Below are 24,664 nucleotides of genomic sequence, written 5' to 3' on the forward strand. Positions count from 1 at the left end.
TGGGATGACAGATGCTCCGATGAGAAAGCATCCTCTTCATCCATTCAGGAGGAATCCAGTAACTCGTGAATCATTTCAGCGCTTTCGACATCCTTTTTATCGCACACCTGATTGGAGATTTTTTGCTGCAGACCGAGTGGATGGCCAAATACAAGGCCCAGAGGTGGCTTCCGTTATTGACCCATTGCCTCGTGTATACTCTCTCTGTCACTTTGCTCGCTTTCCTGTTTGTGCCGGGAGGACTCTCTGTCTGGGCGAGCCTGCTCATTTTTCTCTCCCATGTCATTTTGGACCGTCGAACCTTCGTTTATTTTTGGTATCGCAAGGTCATGCAGGTCACGGATGACCGAAGCAAATGGCTGATGATCATCACCGACCAGGTATTCCATCTCATCATTCTGGGGGTGGCTTTGACGATCAGCTGAAAAGAAAAGGAGTTGTCCCCCCCTCATGAAAAGAACGAATTTTCTTCATCATTTCCCCTTTTTTCAGGACGCACCAGCAAATCGCCGACATGACAGGAACGGTCCGCGAAACGGTGACGAAAGTATTGCTCGAGCTGCAAAATCAACTATTGATTGAAGTAAAGAAAAAGAAAATCTATATCTGCAATCTGGCAGAATTTGAACGGTTGGTAGAAGCCTAAATGAAAAAAACCATGTGGAAGCTCTCGCTATTCGGAAATTTATTCGTCATCCTTTTCTGCGCAGCTCTCTTTTTCGGAGATGCCCTGCACAAGCAAAATGACGCCATCTACGACTACGACATGCAAAAAAGCATGACTCACGCTCCCCACGAAGATATCATCGTCATCGATATCGACCAGGAATCCCTGGATTTGATCGGGACGTTCCCGTGGTCACGCGACACGTACATTCCGCTGCTGGAAGCGTTGACAGAAGCCAAAGTCGTCGGATTCGACATCACCTTTAACACCAAAAGCGAGGATCCCGGTATCGATGAAGCTTTTGCCGCGGAGCTCGCCAAGCATGACAATGTCATCATTCCCTCTGTCGTGGAGATGGAAAGCTTTTTCCGCTCAGAGACTACCGTCACCAAAGGACAGCTCATCAAAGGACAATCGCTTATCAAATCCATTCCCGAAATTGCTGCTGCAGCCAAAACCGCCCATATCAATGCCGCACTCGATGAGGACGGGGTGATTCGGCGCACCTGGCTCATGCTCGATACGCCCGAGGGAAAAATCCCCTCGCTTGCCTATCAGATCGCCGATATGTACGGGACGGATGTGAAGCACTACCTGAACGATCATCCCCAGGCAGAGCTGTCTATCAAATTTGACGGTTCATCCAAAGATTTTATGAGCATCCCGTTTTACCAGGTGCTGAACGGAGAGGTGCCCCCGGAAACATTCAAGGATCGCATTGTTCTGATCGGGATGGCTGCCGCGGGAGACGATGCCCGTCCGACGCCGGTCGATAACCATATGTATCTGGTGTACGCCCATGCCAATATCGTCAATCAGCTGCTTCATAACGAGTCGATCACGGTCTTTGGCGATCTGCTGGTGCTGACCCTGATGCTCATCGTATTCCTGTTGACCATCTGGTTTACCTGGCGATTGAAGCCAATGTACTCCATCAGTCTGGTCGCGATCGTCGCATTCATTCTTTTCTACGGTCAATGGCTCTTGTTTGAAACCAGGCTTGTCTATCTGACGGTGGTAATGCCGCTGGTCACCTTGTTCACCACCTTTTTTGTGAACATCGCGGCCAAGACGTACATGGAAACGAGGCAAAAGCAATTCATTACCCGTCAATTCGGACGTTACATCTCCCCTGAGCTCGTTCGGCAAATCGCCAAAGGGGAAGTAGAGCTGAAGCTGGGGGGGGTAAACAAGGAGCTGTCCATCCTGTTTCTGGACATTCGCGGCTTCACTCCTCTCTCGGAAAAGCTTCGTCCGGAAGAAATCGTCGACTTTTTAAACATGATGTTCGACATGATCACCACGCAAGTCCTAAAGAATCGGGGAACCATAGACAAGTTTATCGGCGATGCAGCCATGGTGCTCTTTAACGCCCCCCTGGATGTTCCCCATCACGAGTACTGCGCCGTGAAAACCGCCTATGACATCCAAACAGGCATGGAGCAGGTGCGAAAAGACATTTGGGAAAAGCATCAGATAGAAGTGAGCATCGGCATCGGGATCAACACAGGTGAGGTGGTCGTCGGGAACATCGGCTCATACCTGCGTGTGGATTATACCGCCATCGGTGATCACGTGAATACCGCAGCTCGGATCGAATCCAACGCTGCGTCCAATCAGATCCTGGTTTCCGAAGCGACGTACGAGCGCACCAGAGAGTATTTCGCCTATCAATTCATCGGAGAGAAATGGATGAAAGGAAAAGCGGCTGGCGTCAAGCTGTACGAAGTGACTGGATTTAAACAATCACCGGACGGGTAAATACGTCCGCGAGACCCAGACAGTGGAGGGATTTTGGAAGTGTACATGTTTATGAAAGGGCGAGAAACAAGATGGCACAGCCTCGTTTTGTTTGTCATCATTGGCTGTTTGCTTGTTGGGTGGGTCAGAACGGCAGCCGCGGCAGAAACCTCACGTGTGGCTAAAGTAGATTCCGTCATTGGCTCTGTCCAGATAAAGAAGGCAGGCGGCACCAAGGCCTACAAGGCATTTAAAAGCATGAGCCTGAACCAAGGCGATCTCATCACGACTGGCGCAAAGTCCAGCATCGTATTGACCATGGATCAAGGCTCTGAAGTGACCATTAGTGAAAATGCATCCGTCTACCTTTCAGAGCTGCAGGATGCCGTCAATGGCAAAAAGACGACTCTCAAAGCATGGTCTGGCTCCGTGTATATCAAAGTCAAACCGCTTGCGAAAAAAGAAGACAGCTTTCAAGTATCTACGCCGACCGCTGTCATGGGCGTGCGAGGGACGCAGTTTTTCACCAGCATCAATCCCCTGACGGGAAGTTCCAGCGTATTCGTAGGCTCTGGAATTGTCGCTACCGATTCTCTCGATCATCGTGACACCCGCCCTGTTTATCCGGGGATGATGGGCACCGTCTTTGCGCCGTTTCCCGGACAGGCTGGGCCCACGCCCGATTCAATGGTTTCCGTTGTGCTGCCGGATGATATTCTCTCCTCCATGTCTTCCTCTGTCATCGAGGCATTTATTCGAAACAAGCAGATGATGGATGAGGAAAATGACCAGTTCCTCCAGGGCCTGAATCAAAATCGGTCACCGGAAGCATCCGAGTCTCTGCAACTGCAATCCCCAGATGATTTGAGCAAGTATCGGCAAAACATGGAAAACTTCCTCAACGCGCTGATCGCAAAAGCGGTTGAAGCGGACAAGGTTTCACTAGATCAGCTTTCGGAGCTGATCAAACAGGCGAATGACGGGCTACCCAGAAAAATTGATCTGGATCATGTTCCCGGTCTCGAATTGACACCCCTGCAGGAAGCAGAACGTCGAAAGTATTTGGAAGCACTGGAAATGCAAAAGAAGCAAGCCGAGTTAATGGAAAAGCAGAAACAAGTGATAAACGCCAACAATGCCAGCGTGATCGACAAAATTCAGGCAGAGATGAACAGATTGAACCAGCTCAATCAAGAGGAGAATCAGAAGAAGAAACAAGAGGCTATCGATCGATTGCTGAATAAAATACCTGTCTCTCCAGGGTCCTCGACCGGATCTTCTGGAGGTTCTGGGTCCGGTGGAAGTTCCGGCGGCGGCTCTGGATCAGGTGGTGGCTCTGGTGGCGATGACAAGGAAGACGCCACCATCGAGACCATTCAGCCTCTTTCTCTTGAGGCCCAACTTTTGAAATCCTATACGCTGCCTGCTGCAGTACAGGCGACCATGAGCACAGGAAGCAAATCGACAGTTCCCGTCAGCTGGAACAAGAAAGCTGACACGAGCCTCACAGGGGTCTTTGCTTTCGAAGGAACCGTGAAAGGCTATGCTGCAAAGGTGCAAGCGACCCTCAAAGTCGTCGCTCCGCTCGGTTCTCCCGTTCCGATTGTCCAGCAGCGACTCCTTTTTGAAAAAGGAATCGAGCTCGACTTTGGTTCCATGAATGTACCGAGCCAGGCAACAGCTATGCTGCAGCCGATCTCCCCTTCACTGCCAGCGGATCGCACACTCTTTGCCGCTGGGCCCATCATCGATTTCGAATTTAGCGGAGTAGAGATCAAGGAGCCTGTCACCCTCACTTTCCCTGTTGATGAAAAAGCCGATCAGGGACAAGTCGGAATCTTTCACTGGAATGGCACGGACGATTGGGAATACGTCCCGACCACCGTTTCCTCTGGCGTAGCGTCAGCGACAGTTAACCATTTCTCTGCCTACGGCGTGCTGCAAGCGCCCCAAGTCGCCCATGTAGTTGCCGCTCCTGTAGCAGGTCTCGTCGATAACGGCACCGCGATCTCCTTATCCTCCGAAACGCCAGGGGCCACGATCTACGTCAAGCGCGGAGGCAGCTTTCACAAATATGCCGCTGGTGACAGCCTGACCGTCCCAGGCGATGGAGAGACGATCGAGGCCTACGCGACAAAGCGCAACATGCGCGACAGCGAGACCGTCCGCTATGCATACAGTACGGCTCAAGCCAGTGTCATCGACAGCCAGCACGTCAGCGTCCAATTTTCCCAGCCGGTACCTGTTCCGTCTTATGACATCAGCATTCCCGGACTGCCGATCGCTGCGATCGAGCACCGTGGAAACAGTGGATTGACCATCACGTTGGGTGTGGATACGGCAGAGATGCCGATTCAGTCTTATACGGTTACATTTTACGAGGACGCCCGTTATGTCGCGCAGACCAATTCGTTTCAATTAGGCAAGATGCCGCCTCCACCACCTCCGCCGCCAGCGGTGGACGATATCGAAATTGAAAAAGAGATCTTTATGTCGAGCGGAGAATTCAATTGGGATCTGATCGAAGACGCTTCTGATTATCGGATTTACCTGAATCATGAGCAGATTGAAGAGCCATACCTTTATCACGATACGGAAGTGAGGAAGAGCATCCTTTCCATTTATAGCCTGAAGCCAGGAAAAGACTATTTCCTCAAGGTCCAGGCGTTGGACGCTCAAGGGAAAATTATCGCAGAAGGAACGTCGGATTTCAGCACGGAGCCGCTTCCAGGGCTTTCTGTCCGCGAGGTAGAAGGCAGGACAACGTCAGACTCAATAACTGTCACGTGGGAACCAGTAAACTTCGATCACTTCTATCGCTTTTATCTTAATAATGATGAGATAGACATCGATGAAAGATCGTTTGAGACGGATAGTGAAATTGCATACACTTTCTCCGGACTAACTCCCGGAACTGAGTACACTCTTTATGTAAAGGAATGGGCACCAGGCGGCGATTACCCAATCGCCCAAGGAGAAACCACACTCAAGACCTTGTCAGAAGAACCGCATGAACCTTCAGCCGAGATCAATGTCAGTATCGAGGAACAAGGACCTGACTCTGCTAGCATTACGTGGGAGTGGCAATCAGAATTAACCGAAGGCAACTATTCCATTTACGTAGATGGTGAACTGGTAAAAACCGTGGCCCTCGATGTTCATGAATATACCCTTCAAAACCTGACATCAGGTAATTATCTTGTAGAAATAAAAGCTTTTCCGAGCGACTCCACAGAAGATGATGAGCCTCTCGCAAGTGGGGAGATTACGGTAAGTATTGAGCTGCCCCCACTCTTATAAAAGGCTACCTTCTGTATATGAATGAGTAAAACAAAGGAGCATACGGATATGAAACAACTCAAACATACCATCCGGATGGCGTCCCTCATGATCGGGCTGTTGGCAGTGCCTGCCGCTGCGGCGACTCCTGCGCTGGCCGAGGTTTCACGGCAGCCGGACAAGCCTGCACCCTCGTTTGTGACGATGGCTGGAAACGGCTATTTCGGTGAAGATAACGGCGCCGCTCAGTCCGCATCGTTTCGGACCCCGATGGGCATCGTCTTGCATCCGGACGGTTCCGTCTACATCGCTGACACCAAAAGCCACCTGATCCGCAAGCTTTTCCAAGGAAATATCTCGACCTACGCGGGTTTTACCTTCTCCAAGGATCCTAGCGGGCTCCCAATCGGAACGCTCTTTGACGGCAGCGCGAACCTTTCCGTGTTTCAGGAGCCACAGGGACTTGCACTGGATTCACAAGGCAATCTGTACGTCGCGGATTCAGGCAACCACTCGATCCGCAAAATTGACGCACAAGGAGTGCGTACCATCGGGGGAGACGGTGTCATGGGCTCCCGAGACGGAAATACCGGGAAGGATGCCCGCTTCCACTCCCCCGCTGATCTTGCAGTTGCTGCAGACGGTACGGTCTACGTCTCCGACACCTTGAACCACGTCATTCGAAAGATTGCCGTCGATGGAACCGTGACGACCTTAAACAGCCCGTCCGAACGAGTCGTCGAATTATCCCCAGGGGATGTGGAGACAGCCGGAGATTTTCAAGACGGCCCCCTGGAAACGGCAAAATTCAATGAACCCAGCGGAATCTGCCTGGATGCCAAAGGCAATCTGTACGTCAGTGATACCGGCAACCAGCGCATCCGTTACATTGATTTGCAGCAAAAGACTGTCACCACCGTAGCTGGGCAAACCAGTAATACCTACGCACCAGGCAACCTCTACATGGATGGAGGGAATACAGATGGGGATGCAGCCACCGCCCAGTTTCAGTTTCCGCGAGGCATAGCCCTGACAGCGGAAGGCGGCCTGGTCGTTGCCGACAGTTTGAATCACGCTGTCCGTTATTTGCACGATGGCAAGGTCACGACACTTACTTCTGCATCGTCACCGCCATTGCAGCTCCCCGTAGATGTAGCGGTAGATCCTGATGGAGCGATATGGATAGTCGATGCCTTTGGTAATGCCATTATGCAGATGCAAGCCAATCAAAAAGACGCCGGAAAATAATCCGGCGTCCCTGGAGAGAAACCTCTTACGACTGAGGGTTTCTCTCTTTTTATTAAGCATTCAACCCTTCGGACGAAACACCAATGCCATGATAAACCCAAAGACGATCGCTGCCGAAATTCCTGCGCTCGTCACTTCGAAAATTCCGGTGATAATGCCTACCAGACCATTCTGCTCCGCCTCCGCCATGGCTCCGTGAACCAGGGCGTTGCCGAAGCTGGTAATGGGGACAGTCGCACCCGCTCCAGCAAAATTGATCAACGGTTCGTACAAGCCGACACCGTCCAATACGGCTCCGGCCACGACGAGAGATGACATCGTATGAGCCGGCGTCAGTTTCACCACATCCATGAGGAACTGTCCGATCAGGCATATGGTTCCTCCTACGAGAAATGCCCAGAAAAACGTCATGCTCCCCCTCCTTACAGCTGCTGAGCTTCAATCGCTACGGCGTGGGCAATGCAAGGGATGCTCTCCCCCTGTTGGTAGGAAATGGGTGAAAGCAGCGCTCCCGTGGCAACCACCAAGATTCGCTTCCATTCCCTTTCCTTCATTTTGCGCATCAGGTGTCCATACGTGACTGTGGCACAGCAGCCGCATCCGCTGCCACCCGACCACACATTGGGATTATCTCCGTAAATGAGCATGCCGCAGTCTACATATCGTTCCAGAGGGATATGGATGTTGTGTTTGGGAAGCAGCTCAGACAGGATACCGTGGCCAACTTTCCCCAAATCCCCTGTCACCACAAGGTCGTAGTGATCGGAGGGGAGCTGAAGATCCCGAAAATGCGTTTCCAAGGTGGCCAATGCTGCCGGAGCCATGGCAGCGCCCATGTTAAACGGGTCGGACATGCCCATGTCCACGATTCTGCCGATCGTAGCCGCCTGAATGCGAGGTCCGACTCCCTGGTTGGCGACTACCGCTGCGCCCGCTCCCGTCACGGTCCATTGGGCGGTTGGGGGCTTTTGGGAACCGTACTCCGTCGGATATCGATACTGTTTTTCGGCAGCCGCATTGTGGCTGCTTGTCGCGGCCAGGACGTAATCGGCGGACTGGCTGTCTACCAGCTGAGCGGCCATGGCCAAGCCCTCCATCGAAGTGGAGCAAGCGCCGAAGATCCCGAGAAAAGGAATCGCAAGTGTACGGGCGGAAAAATTGGAGGAAATGCTCTGATTCATGAGATCCCCAGCCAGCATGAAGTGAATCTGTTCTTTGGTGAGACCGGCTTTTTCGATCGCTTTGTCGCAGGCTTCCTCCAGTAAAACCCGTTCCGCCTTCTCCCAGCTATCCTGCCCGATCATGAGGTGGCCGTGCAGCGTATCAAAATCATCGGCTAGCGGTCCTTGTGCCTCAAACGGACCGCCTATCGCCGAAGTGCCGGCTATCACCGGCTTGGTGGAGAACACCCATGATTGGTGACCCTGGCGCATGCGTCATCCTCCCATTTTTATCAGTGTTTTGATCAGTCCAATGACAAAAGCGGAAGCCACGCCAAACATGATGACCGATCCTGCCAGCTTAAACATGTTGCCCCCCACTCCGAGGACGTATCCCTCGCTGCGATGATCGATCGCTGCCGAAGCGATGGAATTGGCGAAGCCCGTCACCGGGACACTCGTTCCTGCCCCTGCCCATTGCGCGATTCGATCGTACAGCCCCAGTCCAGTCAACAGCGCTGATATCAAAATCAGCACAGCCACGGTTGGGTTGCCTGCCGTTTTTTCCGTAAAGTCGAAATACCGAATGAACATCTCTTGAAGCGCTTGCCCGATCAGACAGATGACTCCCCCGACGAGGAAGGCTCTGGTAAAATTTCGCAGGAGCGGGCGGGGAGGCTCGTGTTGCTTCGCTAATTGCTGGTATTCCTGCTGCACCAACGTCAGCATTTTCTTCTTCTGGTCAGCCATCTGAATCACTCCCGTCAGCGTATCAACAACGGCTTTATCTGGTCGATCACGTCTTGAAGTTCCTCGGAGTCATACCGATAAATCCGTTTCATTCGCTTGTCTTTCGTTTCCAAAGCGAACAGCTCGAGATCGGCCTGGCATTTTTTCAAAGTGGCATAGGTCAGCTTCATTTCCGTCGGCTGGGGTGCTTGGATCTTATCATCATACAGGTCTAGGTAGAGCTGGCCTCCCTTGTCGACTTGTCCCAAAAAGACGTTCTCCAGCGCGACCCCTGCTTTCTCCAGCTCAGCCCGCACCCATCTGCGATTTAAGCCAAGTGTGGACAATGGCTCGTCCATGATTGCGCCATCCATGATCACAGCCTGCGGTTCTTCTGCAGGAGAAACGGTCAGCTCAAGGTGCTGTGGGGTAAGGGGTTGATGCTGGGACTTGAGCAGCACGCTCAGCTCTCCGCTCGTTTCCATCAAGGCAAATTCCACATCAGCCACGCGAAATACGTTTTTCATCCGAAGATGCTCAAGCAAGTCCTCCGCAGTCAGTCGCTCGCTTTTCAGATTGTCTTCCAGAATCTTGCCGTCCTTGATCAGGATGGTGGCATTGCCCTCCACCACATTGCGAATGCCCTTGCTTTTCAGAGACAGCCATTCCAGCAAGACGGGAAACAAGGCGAAAATGGTAAGGGATATCAAGCTGTGATAAACGGGACCGTCCATCTCCATCGCCATAAATCCGGCGATTGAACCGATGGTAATCCCGACAATGTATTCAATGTATGTAAGCTGCCGGATCTGTCTTTTTCCAATCAGCTTCGTCAATATGAACAAATAGATAATGGCCCCTATGGACCTCAGCGCAATGTTTAACCAATCAGGCATGTTCCATGTACCTCCAAATTCCTGCAGGGACAAAGAAGAGGAGAGTCCCCCTCTTCCTGCACCTGGTTGGAAGCAATTAGAATCCTTTATATTGTGGTTCTTCGTTTTCCAACTCAGTCACACGCTGCTCCAGAGTGGAGAGAATGGACTTCGTTTGTTCAGCCGCTTGTGTATACAGTTGTTTTGCCTGCTGGTTTTGCGTATTGAGTGCAAACGTTTCCAGATTCGCCTGTGCTCCTTTTAAGCTTGCCAGCGTTTGTTTCACTTGGGATGCTACGGTCATTTGTATCACCTCCTGCCATCTTTTAGATTCAACAATATGATCGATTTTATCCTCACCCGATCCACTGACAGCTGATGAACATTAAGGAAAACCATCCAATTATCACCATAAAAAAAGCTGTCCCCCAGCCGAAATCGACCGAGGGACAGCCTGTTGCTTACAAAACGAAGAACAAAAAACGCAGCACATCCATATAATCGTTGGTCTCAAATGAGACTGTTTTATGGCCCGTCTGTTTGGCGCCAGGATAAAAGGAGCCGCTGTAGGCGTGGTAGTGCTCACGGAACGCGATCTCGACGTGGAACGACTCCGGCAGTTGGACGAGGTATTTGGACAGGTCGTCTGCCAAGACAGCTTTCACTTGTTCCTGTATCTTTTGGAGGGCCAGATTCGGATGAATGGAAATCGACGCGCTGCCGACCCCTTCGCTCACAGGCACGGTTTTGATGTGGGAATTGAGCTTTTGCGCATCCTCGCAGATCATCTTGTCTCCGGTAGCCAGGAGGACGGGAACTCCCGTATAGGCTGCCGTGTACGCATTGATGGTCAGCTCACTGGCGATTTCTCCGTTGATCTTGACGTACTCATTTCGCATGTTCATGGTGTGCGCGAGCGGATTTCCGTTTTTGCCGCCAGCCGAATGATAGCCGATGAAAAACACCCCATCAAAGCTCGAGTCCAGTCCAGCCATCATGATATACGGGTTCTTCGCCCAACCGCGCAGGATTTTCACTTGCTCAGGCAGCTTCGACGGATCGAGGTTTCTCGCGGTACTGTGGGCATCTTTCACTAAAATCTCTTCGACTCCCGCTGCGAGGGCAGCTTCGCAAGCAGCACGGACCTCTCTGGTCATTTGCTCGGTGAAATACTTGCTGAAAGACTTTTCGATGTCTGCTTCGTCCCAGTTGACGATACCGGTCACGCCTTCGATGTCGGCGCTGATAAACAGCTTCATACGGATACCCCCCTTTGTTTGTACGCAAGCGATTCCTGAACAAATCGAGTGAACAGCCCTAGGAACATCGGGTGCCGATTGGTCATGGCCTCCGGATGCCATTGGACTCCCAGCAAGAAGCGGTCCTCTGTGCTCTCTACTGCCTCTACGATGCCATCCTCCGAAAAGGCTGTGGTTACGAGATTTTTCCCGAGAGCTTTGACGGATTGATGGTGAAAGGAATTCGTGAAAATCCGATCCGTCCCAAAAATCTCATGGAGCTTCGTGCCCCCGGTGATTTGCACGGAATGATAAAATTCGTCCGCTGCTGTGTGCTCCGGATAATGCCCTAAAGCGCCTGGGACCTGACTGTAAATGTCCTGATAGAGGGTCCCTTCCAGGGCGACATTGATCAGTTGAATGCCTCGGCAGATCCCAAAGATCGGCATGTTTTTCTCATAAGCGCCTTTGAACAGCGCGAGCTCATACTCATCCCGGACCGAGGACATCGAGTGCAGCTGCTTCACCGGATTCTCGCCAAAGAAATAAGGCGCGATGTCGTTCCCTCCTGTAAAGAGAATCCCGTCTACCATGTCTACGTACGCGTCATAGTTCGTTTCCCCGGCAATGATCGGAATGTTGACTGGCAGCCCTCCTGCCGCATAGATCGAATCGATATAATTTTTGTTCACCGAGCTGTACTTGGACTGCTCGGACAGAAAGGTGGTCACTCCAATAATCGGTTTCATCGTTGGTTCTCCCTCACGAGGCGGGCCTGAAAAGCAAATGCTCCCAGGCCCATCCTCAATCAAATGGTTATTCTACGTGCGCGTACTCAAAAATGGTATGGCCGATGTAGTTTTTCAGAACTCCTTTGACATTTGGCTTCGCGAGGAACTGATCCTCGTAAAAGCGCAGCGGCATCAACGGCATTTCCTCGACCAGGATTTTTTCCGCTTTCACAAAGTTCTCCATCCGTTTTGCCTGATCGGAGATTTTTCGGTTTTCCTCCAGCAAGCTATCGTATTCCTTGCTGCTCCAGCGCATGTCATCCGCCGTGTTGACACTTTCAAAGATATCGAGGTTGGTCATCGGGTCCGGATAGTCGCCTGTCCAACCATCGGAGGCGATGTTGAAGTTACCGTTCTCGATTTCGTCCCAATACACTTTCGATTCAAACGTTTCAATGTTTACGTCTACACCCAGGTTTTGTTTCCACATGCTTTGCAGCGCTTGCGCGATATCTTTATCCGTTTGGCTTGCCATGACGATCATGGTGATGGGCGGAATTCCTTTGCCATCCGGGTAGCCTGCCTCTGCCAGCAGCTTCTTCGCTTCGTCGACGTTTTCGGTAAACAGGTCGCCGGCTACCGCGCGATAGTCCTTGTCTTTTTGCACGCCATCCGGGATTCCGTACGGCACCATGCCAAACGCAGGTTTTTCGACCGATTGGATGATGCCCTTGATGATTTGCTCACGGTTGATCGCCATGCTGAATGCCTTGCGAACCTTTGCATCGTCGAACGGCTTTTGGGACGTGTTGAAATCAAAGTACTGCATGCCGATCCGGGGAATCGAGAAAAACTCCGGCGTACTCGCGAATTGCTTCATTCCCTCTGGAGTCATGTTGTCAGAGACCTGGATTTCATTGTTGGTGTAGGCTGCGAGCTCTGCTTCACTGGATTCGATGAACACGATTTCCAGCGTCTCGAGCTTCACCTTGTCGGCTTCCAGGTAGTTCGGATTTTTCTTCAGCACGTATTTTTCTTTTGGACGAAGTTCGGTCAGCATGAACGGTCCTGTCGTCAAATACGTCTCGGGAGACTTGGTCCAGCCTTCTTTTTCCGCGACATCTTTCCGTACCGGATAGTACGCCGTTACGCACAGCAGCTCCAGGAAGTAGGGAGTCGGATTTTCCAGCGTGACTTGGAGCGTATGGTCATCCACCGCTTTTACACCCACATCATCCGCACTTGCTTTTTTCTCGTTGTACGCTTTTCCGTTTTTGAGATAGTACAGGTAGAAAGAGGCGCCTGAAGCCACTTCCGGATTGAGCACGCGCTTCCAGGAGTACTCAAAGTCTTGAGCCGTCACTGGCTTGCCGTCAGACCACTTCGCATTTTTGTTGATCTTGAAGGTGTACTTGGTTCCAGTCGAGTCCAGCTCATAGCTTTCCGCCAAGGATGGAACAGGCTTTTTCCCGGATTCATCGATTTTATAAAGGCCTCTAAACAAGTTTTGCAGCACAATGGAGGAACGCGCGTACACGTTCAACGTTGGATCCATTTCCTCCGGTTCCTTGCTTAATGCATACACGATCTTTTGCTCGACTGCCGGCTTTTCCCCTTCGGCTTTTGGTGCGGTCGTCTGACCCTGACTTTGCTGCCCCTGCGGTGCTGTGGTGGAGCTGCTGCAGCCCGCTGCCACGGATGTGATCGCCAAGAGCGCCGCAAGCACCACGCCCATCCTCTTTTTCATACTCGTCCCCCCATTTATGCAATTTATATGAGCTGTTCAAAAAGAAACAGCATTCATATCTTCCGGATTGGCTGCTGGCGGTCAATCGATCAAATGGCAGGCAACGCCGTGTCCATTCCCCATATCCCGCAAGCTGGGCTTTTCCTCTGCACACCTCTTCATCGCGTATGGGCAGCGCGTTCGAAACGCACAGCCGCTTGGCGGATTCAAAGGACTCGGCACATCGCCCTGCAGATGAATCCGTTCACTTCGCTCCGCCGTATCCGGATCGGCAATCGGCACGGCAGACAGCAAGGCTCGTGTGTAGGGATGCTGCATGTTGGTATAGAGCTCGTTCACTTCCGCGTACTCCACCAGACTTCCCAGGTACATGACGCCGACTTTGTGAGAGATGTGTCTGACCATCGACAAGTCGTGGGAGACGAACAAATACGTCAGGCCAAAGCGCTCCTGGAGCTCCTCGAGCATATTGACCACCTGTGCCTGGATAGATACGTCCAGCGCGGAAATCGGCTCATCGCAGACGATGAACTCGGGCTCCACCGCCAAAGCCCTGGCTATCCCGATCCGCTGGCGCTGTCCGCCAGAAAATTCATGCGGATAACGGTTGAGGTGATCCGCTTTGAGCCCGACCAGCTCGATCAGCTCCTTGACCCGATCCTGCCGATCCTTGCCCTGATAGATGTTATGTACCACGAGCGGATCCCCCACGATCTCCGCGATGGTCATACGGGGGTCGAGTGATGCATACGGGTCTTGAAAGATCATTTGCATTTTCTTGCGGTAAGGCAGCATCTCTTTGTGGTTCAGCCCGGCTATGGACTGTCCGTTGTACAAAATGTCCCCGGCAGTCGGTTCATACAGCTTTAGCAGCGTTCGGCCGATGGTCGATTTCCCGCAGCCGGATTCCCCAACCAGCCCGAAGGTTTCCCCTTTCCTAATCGTAAAGCTGATGTCGTCCACTGCTTTTAAAAGTGTCGAATGACGGCCCAGAAAGCTTTTTTGCACTTCAAAGTACTTCTTTACATTCCGTGCCTCTACCAGTACATCCGATGCCTCTCCCATTAGCTGACCCCCTCTTTCGCATGCGGCTGTGCCTTCGGATGCATGAGCCAGCACGCTGCCTGATGTGTTTCCGTCAAAGCAACCTGCGGAGGGGGAAGCTTCTCACAGATTTTCATGGCGTACGGACATCTCGTGGTAAACGCACACCCTGCCGGAGGCTTCAGCAAATCGGGCGGACTGCCCGGGATCGAAATGAGCTTTTGCTTTTCTCCCTCCGTAAACTGCGGAATCGAACGGAGCAGCCCCCACGTATACGGATGCTTGGGCTCGTAGAAAATTTCCCGTGTCGTCCCCTGCTCGACGATCATCCCGCCGTACATGACGACGATGCGGTTGCACATATTGGCGATCACCCCGAGATCATGGGTGATCATCACGATGGAAACATTCAGCTTGCTGCGCAAATCACGCATCAGATCGAGAATCTGCGCCTGAATCGTCACATCCAGCGCCGTCGTCGGTTCGTCGGCAATCAGCAGCTTGGGTGAACAGGAAAGTGCGATCGCGATCATGACCCGCTGTCTCATCCCCCCGGAAAATTCGTGCGGGTACTGCTTTAGCCTGCTTTCCGGACTCGGGATCTCCACCAATTTCAAAATCTCGATCGCTCTCGCCCGCGCCTCTTCCTTGGAAAGTTTTTGATGGATTCGGAGCGGCTCCATGATCTGCTCGCCGATCGTAAAGAGAGGATTGAGGGACGTCATCGGGTCCTGAAAGATCATGCCGATGTCATTCCCCAGCATTTTTCGCATCGCCTTTTGATCCGTATTCACGAGCTCTATCCCATCAAACAGGACGCTGTCCGCTTCGAGCTTGGCATTTTGCGGGAGCAGCTTTAACAGCGACAGCATGGACACGCTTTTTCCCGAGCCGGACTCTCCTACGATGCCGATCGACTCCCCCTTGTTCACGTGAAAGGAGATCCCCCGGACAGCCTGTACCTGTCCCGCTTCGATATGAAACGTCGTCTTCAGATTCTGCACATCGAGTAATTTCACGCTTATACACCCGCCTCTATTTCTTTAGCCTCGGATCCAGCGCATCCCGCAGTCCATCCCCGATAAAGTTCAGCGCAAACATCGTGATGCTGATGGCGATCGCCGGGAAAAGCATTTGATACGGCTGGGTAAACAAGGTAGGAACCGCATCATTGACGAGTGTGCCCCAGCTCGCCATCGGCACCTGGATGCCGATTCCCAAAAAGCTGAGGAAGGCTTCCGTGAAGATGGCAGACGGAACGAGGAAGGTCACTGTCACGATGATCGGTCCCATGCTATTCGGAATGAGATGCTTGAACAAAATCCGCATGTTGGACGATCCGGTGGCCCTCGCAGCCAATATGTACTCCTGATGCTTGAGAGTGATGACCTGAGAACGCACCATGCGCGCGGTTCCGATCCAGTAGGTCAGCGACATGGCGATTAGGATGCTTTCGATCGTATTGCCTAAAAACATCATTAAAAGGATAATGTAGAGCAATTCCGGAACCCCGATCATGATATCGACGATGCGCATCATCACCATGTCCACTTTGCCGCCAAAGTAGCCGGATATCCCGCCGTAAATGACACCGATCACCAGATTGATGGCTGCAACAGCCACGCCGATGGTCAAGCTGATTCTCGCCCCGTACATGGCCCGGACAAAAATATCGCGCCCGAATTTGTCAGTGCCAAACCAATGCTCTGCTGATGGCCCCTGATTTTGGTTAGCGATGTCCTGTCCATCGTAGGTGTACTGGGAGAAGATCGGCCCCAGAATCGCGGCGATGGCGATGACGACAATGATGAACAGTCCGAGCATCGCCAGCGGGTCTTTGCGGAACCGGCTCCAGGCGTCCTGCCAATACGACTTGCTGGGCCGCGCGATGCTCTCGCTCTGTCTCTCGGAATCATCCAGCCTCTCAAAGTCCTCATCAGGGAGATTCGCCCAAGCCCGGTCCATATCGGATAAAGGAACAGCTCCCTCGCTCCTTTTCGCTGCAGTATTCATCCTGGCTTCACCTACTCCTCAATTTTTACCCGCCGGTCGATAATGGCGTACAGAATGTCGACGATAAAGTTCGCGATGATGATGAACAGCCCGAGAAAGACCGTCAGGCCCAGGATCACGGAATAGTCGCGGTCGCTGATCCCCGTCACGAAATCCCTGCCGATGCCCGGAATGGAAAACACCCGCTCCACGATGAAGCTGCCGGTTAGCAGCGCGGCCACGAGAGGCCCCAGATACGTCACGATTGGAATCATGGCATTTTTGAGTGCATGCTTGAAAATGACGCGGTATTCGGGAACACCTTTGGCTCTGGCCGTCAGGATGTAGTCCTGGCGCATCACCTCCAGCATGCTGGATCTCATCAGGCGGGCAATGTAAGCAATGGGGCCGAATGCGAGCCCGATCACCGGGAGGATGTAATGCTTCCAGCTGGACAACCCGTAGGTGGGCAGCAGTTTGAGGACGACGGCGAATAAGAACAGCATGAGTACCGTCATGACGAAGTTGGGGATGGAAATGCCGATGGTGGCCACGATCATGGAGAGCCAGTCTGCCCATTTCCCTCTTTTAATGGCAGAGGTGATGCCGAGCAGCATGCCGATAATGAGTGCGATGATGATGGCAATCAGGCCGACCTTTGCGGAGACGGGGAAGCCTTGAGAGATGAGTTCGTTAACCGTGACGTCCGATTGCTTGAAGGAGAAGCCCAAGTCCCCTTGCAAAATGCTCTTCAGATAGTTCACGTACTGAACGCTCAGCGGTTCATTCAACCCGAATTTTTCCTCCATCTTTTCCATGACGCTTTTGGGTACTTTCCTCTCCTCTGCCGGGCTGAAAGGGCCACCCGGTACGGCATGCATCAGGAAAAAGGTGATGGTGACAAGGACAAACATCGTTAGGATGCTGGCAAAGAACCGTTTGACGATATAAGCCGCCATCTCGAACTGAACCTCCTTTTTACGCGTTATGAATGATTCCTGACTTTCACTTCCTCCGCCAATTGCTGCAGATCAATCCGGTAAATGGGACGCGGCCTCCCCCTCTGGCTCATCGATTCGCTGCCGATGGCTTCGGCGATTCCCTTTTCCTTCATCTTCTGAACCATGCGGGCTGCATTCCGCTCCCCGGTATTCATGCCGACACTGATTTCCCGCGTCGTCACCTCGTTTTTCTGAATGAGCTGCAGCCAGGAAAACAGCTTGCGCATCGAAGTGGAGACGAAATCTCCCCGCTGCTCGTCGATGAGGGAGTAGTCCAGCGTATTTCGGGTGCCGAGCGGACCGAGGACTTTCATTTGATCATTAATCAAATAGGCACTGTTCCCGGGGTTGCGGACGGCAAAGTCGAGGGCGCGGTTCGCATTGTACAGAGCTCGCTCGACCGTGTCTCCCATGCCGATCCCCAAATTGATCGTACCCAGCTCCCCGCTTCCGTTTTTCAGGACAGGAAAGCTCTGGAAGTCCTTGGTCACTTTCTCCACGATTCCGCGCGTCGTATACAGCGTGTATTCGCCAGGGTCAGCACTCGTCGCACTAGCAAACAGGCGCTTGCTAAAATCCGCAATCCTCTTTTCGTATCTTTCCAGAGCTTTGCCGAGATCCGGTTTGCTCTCAGCCGCAGGTTCGATCTTGAATTGCAGGACGGTGATTTGCGCCTGCTGTTTCTTTTGTTCCTTGGCCATCCAGAGCGCTTTGTCGATCGTATTGCGGATGAGCTGCTTGGTGCTCTTAATGAAGAAGACAGGAAGATGATTGGATTTCAGCGCCTGGTATACGGAATGAATGCTCGTCGCCACTACTTGGGCATTTCCCTCCTGCCACAACGCCATATGATGCTCGTACAGCTCCTCGGAGTTTTGGAAGCCGTCCATATTTTTGTAATGCCATTTCACGTGGGACGCGTCGATTTCGTCGAAAGCTTCCTGCAAATTCTTCATGGGCACACCGTCAAAGCTGATGACAGGAAAGAAATGATAATGGCGGTAAATCTGCAAAATCACTCTGTACAACTCGGCTCCATCAAACGGAATGAACACGGAGCATGCATGCGAGGGGATCAGATCCTGTGTAATCAGAAATGGAACATCCCCGCTGAAAAAGTACACGTCGAATACTTCCATGCTATTTTGCAAAAGCTCACGCACATTTTTTTCTGAATCGTAGATGAGCTTGGTCGGCTCGATGTGCGGGAATTCCTCCAATACCTCACAGATATCGTCAACTAAGAGCCTAGGTCCAATGACTGCGAATGACAGATGCAACGAATCACCTTCTATTTGTCTTTAATTTGTCTGTTATTCGTAAAAATATATATCTTTACTACTAAACTCCAAGTAATACAGGGTTAAAACGCAATTGAGGACACTAAATTCGTTCTCTAATATGTCTGTAATTCAACATAAGCTAATGTTATTCACAAAAGTCTAAATTGTCAATTAATAATAAAAATTCAATTTTAGTTCATGTCTGCTTTTCTCTGTTGACCTCTAAGCTTTAACGGAAAATGGCTTCTCTAGCCTAAAGGCCTATAACCACGAAAATCGTTATGCAAGACACATAAAAAAGAAAGCCCAATCAGGCTGGGCTTTCACAACTCCCGCTTCTTCACTCCAGGCCCGCTATTGAACGAAATGACAAGAAACCAGCTGCCCCGTTTCCACTTCTTGCAGGGAAGGGGGCTCTTGCATGCAACGATCCGCTTTTATGGGGCACCGGGTATGGAAATGACAGCCCTGCGGAGGATTTCTTGGATTGGGTACATCGCCAGACAACAAAATACGTTGCCTCTTACTCTTTAATTTAGGTTCTGCCAGCGGGACAGACGAAAGCAATGCTTTCGTGTAAGGGTGCTGCGGGTTGTTGAAAATTTGTTCTCTCTCGCCCATTTCGACGATCTTTCCCAAATACATGACCGCCACTCTGTCGCTGATATGCTCGATCACGCTCAAGTCATGAGAGATGAAGATATAGGTCAAAGCAAACTGCTCTTGCAATTCTTCCAGCAAGTTTAAGATTTGGGATTGTATCGATACATCCAGCGCGGAGACAGGCTCGTCACATACGATGAGCTTGGGATGAAGAGCCAGTGCCCGTGCGATTCCGATCCGCTGCCGTTGTCCGCCCGAAAACTCATGGGGAAACCGATTCAAATGATCGGGGCGCAGCCCAACTACGCGCAATAACGAAACCACGCGATCCTCTATTTCGCTCTTATGGATCGTCCGATTGATGCGAAACGGTTCACTTACAATTTGTTTGATCGTATGCTTTGGATTCAAGGAGCTGTACGGGTCTTGAAAGATCACTTGCATATCCTTGCGTATGGCCCGTAACGCTTTTTGATTTTGCTTAAGGATGTTGATATTGTTGAAAACAACCTGACCTGACGTAGGTTCCGTCAACCGAAGCAAGCACATCCCGGTAGTGCTTTTCCCGCACCCTGATTCTCCTACGATGCTGAATGTTTCTCCTTTTTTAACGGTGAAGCTTACCCCATCCACCGCTTTTACGGAATCCGTCTCTTGACCGAAAATCCCGCCTTTCATGGAGAAATGCTTTCGCAAGTCTTTTACGACGAGCAGGTCCTCTGATTCTACGCAGTGTGCCAACAGCGAACCCTCCTTCCATGTCCCCGCTCCTCCAGCTGAGGCTCTTTTTCCTTGCAGAGATCTGTTGCAGACTCGCATCTGGGATGGAAACGGCAGCCGGTTGGCATATCTCGAATGTCAGGTACTGTTCCTTCGATGACATGCAGCTTTTCCTTCGCTACCCCTAGTCGTGGGGCAGACTGCATCAATCCGATGGTGTACGGATGCATGGGCTGCTCAAACAAGTCCTCAACCGATGCCTCTTCGATGACCTGCCCCGCATACATGACAATCACGCGTTGACAGGTTTCTGCCACAACGCCCAGGTCATGGGTGATGAGCATGACCGCCATCTGATACTGGGACTGGATCTCTGATAGTAAGTTCAGAACCTGGGCTTGAATGGTGACATCCAATGCCGTCGTGGGCTCATCCGCAATCAACATCTTCGGGTTGCACGCCAATGCCATCGCGATCATCACCCTTTGCCGCATCCCCCCCGACAGCTCATGCGGATAGGATTTGAACTTTCCAGCCGGATCAGGGATTCCCACTTGAGATAACAGCTCTAAGACACGCTCTTTTCTTTCGTTGGGCTGCAAGGCTGTATGGATCTTCAATACCTCTGATAATTGGTTGCCAATCGTAAAGGAAGGATTTAGGGAGGTCATCGGCTCTTGAAAAATCATGGCGATATCCTTGCCTCTCACCTGATCGATTTCCTTGCGAGAGAGTCCTGCCAGATCCTTTCCGCCAAAAATCACCTTCCCTGATGCAATCTGAATCGCTCGGGGGAGCAGACCCATGATCGATAAGGCGGTCATGCTTTTGCCGCACCCGCTTTCTCCAACGATGGCGAGCGTTTCACCCTGTTTTACTTCGAAATTCACATTATCCAAAATCGCTTGAAAATGTCCGTCATGGTCCTTACCGACTCGCAATTCCCGAATTTCCAGGATAGACTCCATGGTTCCCCCTCCTATTTCCGCTGGTGCTTGAGATGTGGATCTATGGCATCGCGCATCGCGTCCCCGATCAGATTGAAGGCGATGGACAGGATCATCAGAGCAATGCCTGGATAGAGTGATAAACCGGGTGAAAGGGTGATGAATTGAAAGCCTTCCTGGATCATGTTCCCCCATGTCGGTGTCGGCGGCTTAACACCCATCCCGAGAAAGCTGAGACTCGCTTCAATACGGATGACGGATGCCATGTTCAGCGTGGATACCACCAGCAGCGGGCCTAAAATGTTCGGGAGGATATGCATGAAAATGATGCGAAAGCTACTTCCCCCCATAGAGATCGTCGCTTTAATAAATTCCTTTTCTTTTATTTCCAATGTGGATCCGCGAGCGATACGTGCACAACCTGGAATCAATCCAATACTGATGACGAGAATCATGGTCGATAAGTTGGAACTTAATGCTACCAACACCATCATCCCCAATAAGATGAGGGGAATCGTCATGATGGATTCAAGGATGCGCATGAGTATGTCATCGATCCATCCGCCTTTGTAACCGGCGATCATGCCGATGCTAAAACCGATGATCCCGCTGATGGCAACGCCGATAAACCCGACGATCAGTGACGTTTGCGATCCAATAAGGATGCGGCTAAACACATCCCTGCCGTACGAATCAGTCCCGAGGAAATGGTCTGCAGAGGGACCCTGCAGCCGTTGCGCTGTGTTTTGTTCCAGCGGATCATAAGGAACGATGAGAGGAGCTGCGAGTGCGATGACGATAAAGAGGAGCAAAACGATGAAAGCAACCAATCCCATTTTGTTTTTGGCAAAAGCAGCCCATGTGGATAATTCGGCGGCAGCCTTACTGGTTTTCGCAGGATTCTGAATGGCAGCAATGCTCTTTCCGACTGCAGGACCTTCCATGTGATCGTCTCCTCTCCTTAACTTGGCCGGATCTTTGGATTAACGAGTGAATAGCTCACATCGACCACCAAATTCACGCCGACAACCAAGATGGTAAATAGTACGAGACACCCTTGCAAAGTCGGAAAGTCACGAGCAACGATCGCACCTACCGCCATACTTCCCAAGCCTGGCCGACTGTAAATGGTTTCGGTCAAAATGGCTCCGCTCAGCAATGCAGTAATATCTAACCCAATTACGGTAATGACGGGAATGAGCGAATTCCGCAGCACGTGCTTATAAATCACCAATTTCTCCGAAGCGCCCTTGGATCTGGCAGTTCGGACGTAATCTTGATTGATTTCATCCAGCATGCTGGAGCGGACAAATCTCATCAGGATCGCACCGAGGATCACCCCCAGTGTCAAAGAAGGCAAAACCAGATGATAGAGATTCTCCATGAAGGTTTCTCCTGCACCCATGGACGGAAACAGTTCAATTTTTAGCGAGAAGACAACCATGAATAAGATCGCCAGAAAAAAAGGAGGAAAGGAAATGCCGATCATGGCAATAAATCGGATTGCATTATCCATTGTTGTATTTTGCTTGATTGCGGAGAGAATTCCGAGGGGGATCCCGATCACGCATCCGACGATCAATCCGCCGATCGCCAGCCTCATGGTATGCGGAAAGATGCTTTGGATCATTTCACTTACGGGTTTCCCCGTCGAGATCGATTCACCAAAATCCCCCCGAAAAATTCCAGCCAGATAGTTTACATACTGCTGCCATACCGGTACGTTTAGCCCCATCTGTTCCCGCAGCTTTGCCAGCACCTCTTCACTTGCCCCTTCTCCTAAAATAGCCAATGCTGGATCCCCAGGAAGGATACGCAACGAAAAGAAGATGATGCTGAGGGTGATAAACATGGTTGGAAGCGCTATCAATATCCTGCGTATGATATACTTGGCCATCTCGATCCTCCTTACTGACGATTGGTATTGCTGGTTATAAAAGCAGGACAGCAGCGAGTCCTGCCCGGCCGCTAAGGAACCAGATCGGTATTCTCAGTGACTAGATAGATCGTAGTAGGGATGGCTGTCATATCATAACCGAGCTGCACTTCTTTTCTCCTCACAAGGGGAATATAGGTTTCTGCCAACGGCACCATTACATATTCATCCTTAATCTGCTGTTGGATTTGCACATAGATGCTTTTTGCTTTTTCGGGGTCCATCTCTACCCGGGCTTGATCGATTAATGCGTCCGATTTTTCATAGTGGGCCAAGTTGGCGTACCCAGTCGGTTTTCCGATAATGGAAGCACCGTGGAAATAGGGTGTCAGCAGAAAATCTGCATGCGGTCTCGCCGGAAAGCCTTGAAGGATCAACCCGTTAAGGTTTTTGCGGTTATTTGCGGAGTTGGTATTGGAATCCACGACGGTCATGGGCAGTTCGATGCCTGATGTCCGCAGCTGCTCCTGAACCCATGTCATTTTATTGAGAGAGGTAGGACTGCTGCTCGCATTATTTTGCGGCAGTGTGATTCCATTGGGGTATCCAGCCTCAGCCAGCAATTTTTTCGACAGCTCCGGATTGTATTCGTAAATTCCGATGTCGGCATGACCAAATAGGTTGCTGGTGATCGTCGATGTCGGCACTTTCGCCAAATCAAGGCCCATCACCTGTTCCACAAAGCCTTTTGAATTGATGGCATGGGCAATCGCTTTTCTGACGCGGATGTCGTCATACGGCTTCATCGAGGTGTTTAGATGGAGAAACCAAAAGAGCGGATGACGGGAATAATCCAGAACGACATCTTTGTTTTTTCTTCGATTGTTCATCCAGAGCTCATCGCCGATGCCGATTGTCATATGAATGTCGCCTTTATCCATGGCGACGTCAACTGTAGGCTGTTCTTTCATCGCATAGATCTCTACATGGTTCAACTTGGGCTCGCCGCGGAAATAGTCTGGATTTTTTTCCAAGACTACTTTCTCACGGATCCTATGCTCTTTAAAAATAAATGGACCCGTTCCGACAGGCTTGAACTTGTAATCCTTGCCTGCTGCCTCGACCGCTTCTTTTTTTACAATTTTCCCAGGACCGTTCCCATTGGCTACGAGCCGGAGCAAAAAGGTGGGGTCAGCCTGCTTCAAATGAAAGACAACCGTATAATCATCGGGCGTTTCAATCTTGGCAATGCTTCTCGTATGCAGGGAGGCAGGAGAAGCCGTTTCCGGATTCATGACCCGCTCGTAGGACCACTTTACATCTGCAGAAGTAAAGTCACCGTATCCTTGATGCCACTTTACCCCCTTGCGCAGGTGAAAAGTCCAAATGGTCCCCTCTTTATTGTTCTCCCACTTTTCCGCTAAGTCTGCTTCTATATCCTCTGCTTTGGTTGAACCGGGCTTAAAACGAACGAGACCATTATAAATGGATTCTCTGACTACTTCGTCAGCAGTTGTAATTGTATTGAAATGCGGATCAGCTGTTTCAAAATCACCAAAGGAAGCTATTTTCAAGACTTTTTCCTGTGACTGTACTGAGTTCGAGCCGCCCTCTGCCGGCTTGCTCGTCTGACTTGTACAACCCGTTATGAGCAGAGCCAGCACGAAAATGAAAATGAACCCCTTATTCATCCATTGCCGCTTTTTATTCATTCCCGCAATCCTCTCCTCTTCCAGTTTTGTCGATTATGGACGCAACCATGGTTCCACTCGCTCAAGGCAGCA

Annotated in this window: 23 protein-coding genes; 5 read left to right on the plus strand and 18 right to left on the minus strand. The window is 51.2% G+C overall.

Going from position 1 to position 24,664, the window contains the following annotated elements; all coding sequences use genetic code 11:
• Nucleotides 1–65: 65 nt before the first annotated feature.
• The 5 genes from JNE38_RS25375 to JNE38_RS25395 all read left to right on the plus strand — a co-directional run bounded on the left by JNE38_RS25375 (nucleotide 66) and on the right by JNE38_RS25395 (nucleotide 6,934).
• The gene (locus JNE38_RS25375) at nucleotides 66–425 is read left to right on the plus strand and encodes a DUF3307 domain-containing protein (RefSeq protein WP_203353842.1); all 360 of its coding nucleotides are present in this window, start codon (nucleotides 66–68) and stop codon (nucleotides 423–425) included.
• 80 nt (nucleotides 426–505) lie between these two features.
• A complete protein-coding gene (locus tag JNE38_RS25380) occupies nucleotides 506–646 on the plus strand; it encodes a helix-turn-helix domain-containing protein (RefSeq protein WP_275296730.1) in 141 nt (46 codons plus the stop codon).
• A complete protein-coding gene (locus tag JNE38_RS25385) occupies nucleotides 647–2,428 on the plus strand; it encodes a CHASE2 domain-containing protein (RefSeq protein WP_203353844.1) in 1,782 nt (593 codons plus the stop codon).
• 45 nt (nucleotides 2,429–2,473) lie between these two features.
• Nucleotides 2,474–5,707, plus strand: coding sequence for an Ig-like domain-containing protein (locus tag JNE38_RS25390; RefSeq protein ID WP_238933753.1), 3,234 nt, complete (start codon nucleotides 2,474–2,476; stop codon nucleotides 5,705–5,707).
• Between the two features lie 48 nt (nucleotides 5,708–5,755).
• Nucleotides 5,756–6,934, plus strand: coding sequence for an NHL repeat-containing protein (locus tag JNE38_RS25395; protein ID WP_203353846.1), 1,179 nt, complete (start codon nucleotides 5,756–5,758; stop codon nucleotides 6,932–6,934).
• Nucleotides 6,935–6,994: 60 nt separating this feature from the next.
• Here the strand turns inward: JNE38_RS25395 and spoVAE are convergent, their stop codons facing one another.
• The 18 genes from spoVAE to JNE38_RS25485 all read right to left on the minus strand — a co-directional run bounded on the left by spoVAE (nucleotide 6,995) and on the right by JNE38_RS25485 (nucleotide 24,592).
• The gene (gene spoVAE / locus JNE38_RS25400; RefSeq protein WP_203353847.1) at nucleotides 6,995–7,345 is read right to left on the minus strand and encodes a stage V sporulation protein AE; all 351 of its coding nucleotides are present in this window, start codon (nucleotides 7,343–7,345) and stop codon (nucleotides 6,995–6,997) included.
• Nucleotides 7,346–7,356: 11 nt separating this feature from the next.
• A complete protein-coding gene (gene spoVAD / locus JNE38_RS25405) occupies nucleotides 7,357–8,367 on the minus strand; it encodes a stage V sporulation protein AD (RefSeq protein WP_203353848.1) in 1,011 nt (336 codons plus the stop codon).
• A 3-nt stretch (nucleotides 8,368–8,370) separates the two neighbouring features.
• Nucleotides 8,371–8,844, minus strand: coding sequence for a stage V sporulation protein AC (gene spoVAC, locus JNE38_RS25410; RefSeq protein WP_203353849.1), 474 nt, complete (start codon nucleotides 8,842–8,844; stop codon nucleotides 8,371–8,373).
• Between the two features lie 14 nt (nucleotides 8,845–8,858).
• Nucleotides 8,859–9,719: a DUF421 domain-containing protein gene (locus tag JNE38_RS25415; RefSeq protein WP_203353850.1), complete on the minus strand. Its 861-nt coding sequence runs from the start codon at nucleotides 9,717–9,719 to the stop codon at nucleotides 8,859–8,861.
• A gap of 76 nt (nucleotides 9,720–9,795) precedes the next feature.
• Nucleotides 9,796–10,002 (minus strand): DUF1657 domain-containing protein, encoded by a 207-nt coding sequence (locus tag JNE38_RS25420; protein WP_203353851.1) that lies wholly within the window; start codon nucleotides 10,000–10,002, stop codon nucleotides 9,796–9,798.
• A 157-nt stretch (nucleotides 10,003–10,159) separates the two neighbouring features.
• Nucleotides 10,160–10,957, minus strand: coding sequence for a M55 family metallopeptidase (locus tag JNE38_RS25425; RefSeq protein WP_203353852.1), 798 nt, complete (start codon nucleotides 10,955–10,957; stop codon nucleotides 10,160–10,162).
• Nucleotides 10,954–11,685: a gamma-glutamyl-gamma-aminobutyrate hydrolase family protein gene (locus tag JNE38_RS25430; RefSeq protein WP_203353853.1), complete on the minus strand. Its 732-nt coding sequence runs from the start codon at nucleotides 11,683–11,685 to the stop codon at nucleotides 10,954–10,956. The genes JNE38_RS25425 and JNE38_RS25430 overlap by 4 nt, the downstream gene beginning before the upstream one ends.
• A gap of 67 nt (nucleotides 11,686–11,752) precedes the next feature.
• Nucleotides 11,753–13,414, minus strand: coding sequence for a peptide ABC transporter substrate-binding protein (locus JNE38_RS25435; RefSeq protein ID WP_203353854.1), 1,662 nt, complete (start codon nucleotides 13,412–13,414; stop codon nucleotides 11,753–11,755).
• Between the two features lie 81 nt (nucleotides 13,415–13,495).
• Complete coding sequence (locus JNE38_RS25440) at nucleotides 13,496–14,479, minus strand: ABC transporter ATP-binding protein (protein WP_203353855.1); 984 nt, start codon at nucleotides 14,477–14,479, stop codon at nucleotides 13,496–13,498.
• On the minus strand, nucleotides 14,479–15,483 hold the full coding sequence (locus JNE38_RS25445; protein ID WP_203357741.1) for an ABC transporter ATP-binding protein: 1,005 nt from the start codon (nucleotides 15,481–15,483) through the stop codon (nucleotides 14,479–14,481). The genes JNE38_RS25440 and JNE38_RS25445 overlap by 1 nt, the downstream gene beginning before the upstream one ends.
• A 10-nt stretch (nucleotides 15,484–15,493) precedes the next feature.
• Entirely contained in the window at nucleotides 15,494–16,471 is a 978-nt protein-coding gene (locus JNE38_RS25450) for an ABC transporter permease (protein WP_343071364.1), read from the minus strand.
• Nucleotides 16,472–16,482: 11 nt separating this feature from the next.
• Nucleotides 16,483–17,409: an ABC transporter permease gene (locus tag JNE38_RS25455; RefSeq protein WP_203353856.1), complete on the minus strand. Its 927-nt coding sequence runs from the start codon at nucleotides 17,407–17,409 to the stop codon at nucleotides 16,483–16,485.
• A gap of 26 nt (nucleotides 17,410–17,435) precedes the next feature.
• On the minus strand, nucleotides 17,436–18,731 hold the full coding sequence (locus JNE38_RS25460; RefSeq protein ID WP_203353857.1) for a hypothetical protein: 1,296 nt from the start codon (nucleotides 18,729–18,731) through the stop codon (nucleotides 17,436–17,438).
• Nucleotides 18,732–19,088: 357 nt separating this feature from the next.
• The gene (locus JNE38_RS25465; RefSeq protein ID WP_238933754.1) at nucleotides 19,089–20,015 is read right to left on the minus strand and encodes an ABC transporter ATP-binding protein; all 927 of its coding nucleotides are present in this window, start codon (nucleotides 20,013–20,015) and stop codon (nucleotides 19,089–19,091) included.
• Nucleotides 20,016–20,062: 47 nt separating this feature from the next.
• Nucleotides 20,063–21,025, minus strand: a complete 963-nt coding sequence (locus JNE38_RS25470) for an ABC transporter ATP-binding protein (protein ID WP_203353859.1) — start codon at nucleotides 21,023–21,025, stop codon at nucleotides 20,063–20,065.
• A gap of 11 nt (nucleotides 21,026–21,036) precedes the next feature.
• Nucleotides 21,037–21,948: an ABC transporter permease gene (locus JNE38_RS25475; RefSeq protein WP_203353860.1), complete on the minus strand. Its 912-nt coding sequence runs from the start codon at nucleotides 21,946–21,948 to the stop codon at nucleotides 21,037–21,039.
• Between the two features lie 17 nt (nucleotides 21,949–21,965).
• On the minus strand, nucleotides 21,966–22,901 hold the full coding sequence (locus JNE38_RS25480) for an ABC transporter permease (RefSeq protein ID WP_203353861.1): 936 nt from the start codon (nucleotides 22,899–22,901) through the stop codon (nucleotides 21,966–21,968).
• A gap of 71 nt (nucleotides 22,902–22,972) precedes the next feature.
• Nucleotides 22,973–24,592 (minus strand): ABC transporter substrate-binding protein, encoded by a 1,620-nt coding sequence (locus JNE38_RS25485; protein WP_203353862.1) that lies wholly within the window; start codon nucleotides 24,590–24,592, stop codon nucleotides 22,973–22,975.
• Nucleotides 24,593–24,664: the final 72 nt, after the last annotated feature.

The organism is Brevibacillus choshinensis (assembly GCF_016811915.1).
In the GTDB taxonomy this organism is placed as follows: Bacteria; Bacillota; Bacilli; order Brevibacillales; family Brevibacillaceae; genus Brevibacillus; species Brevibacillus choshinensis_A.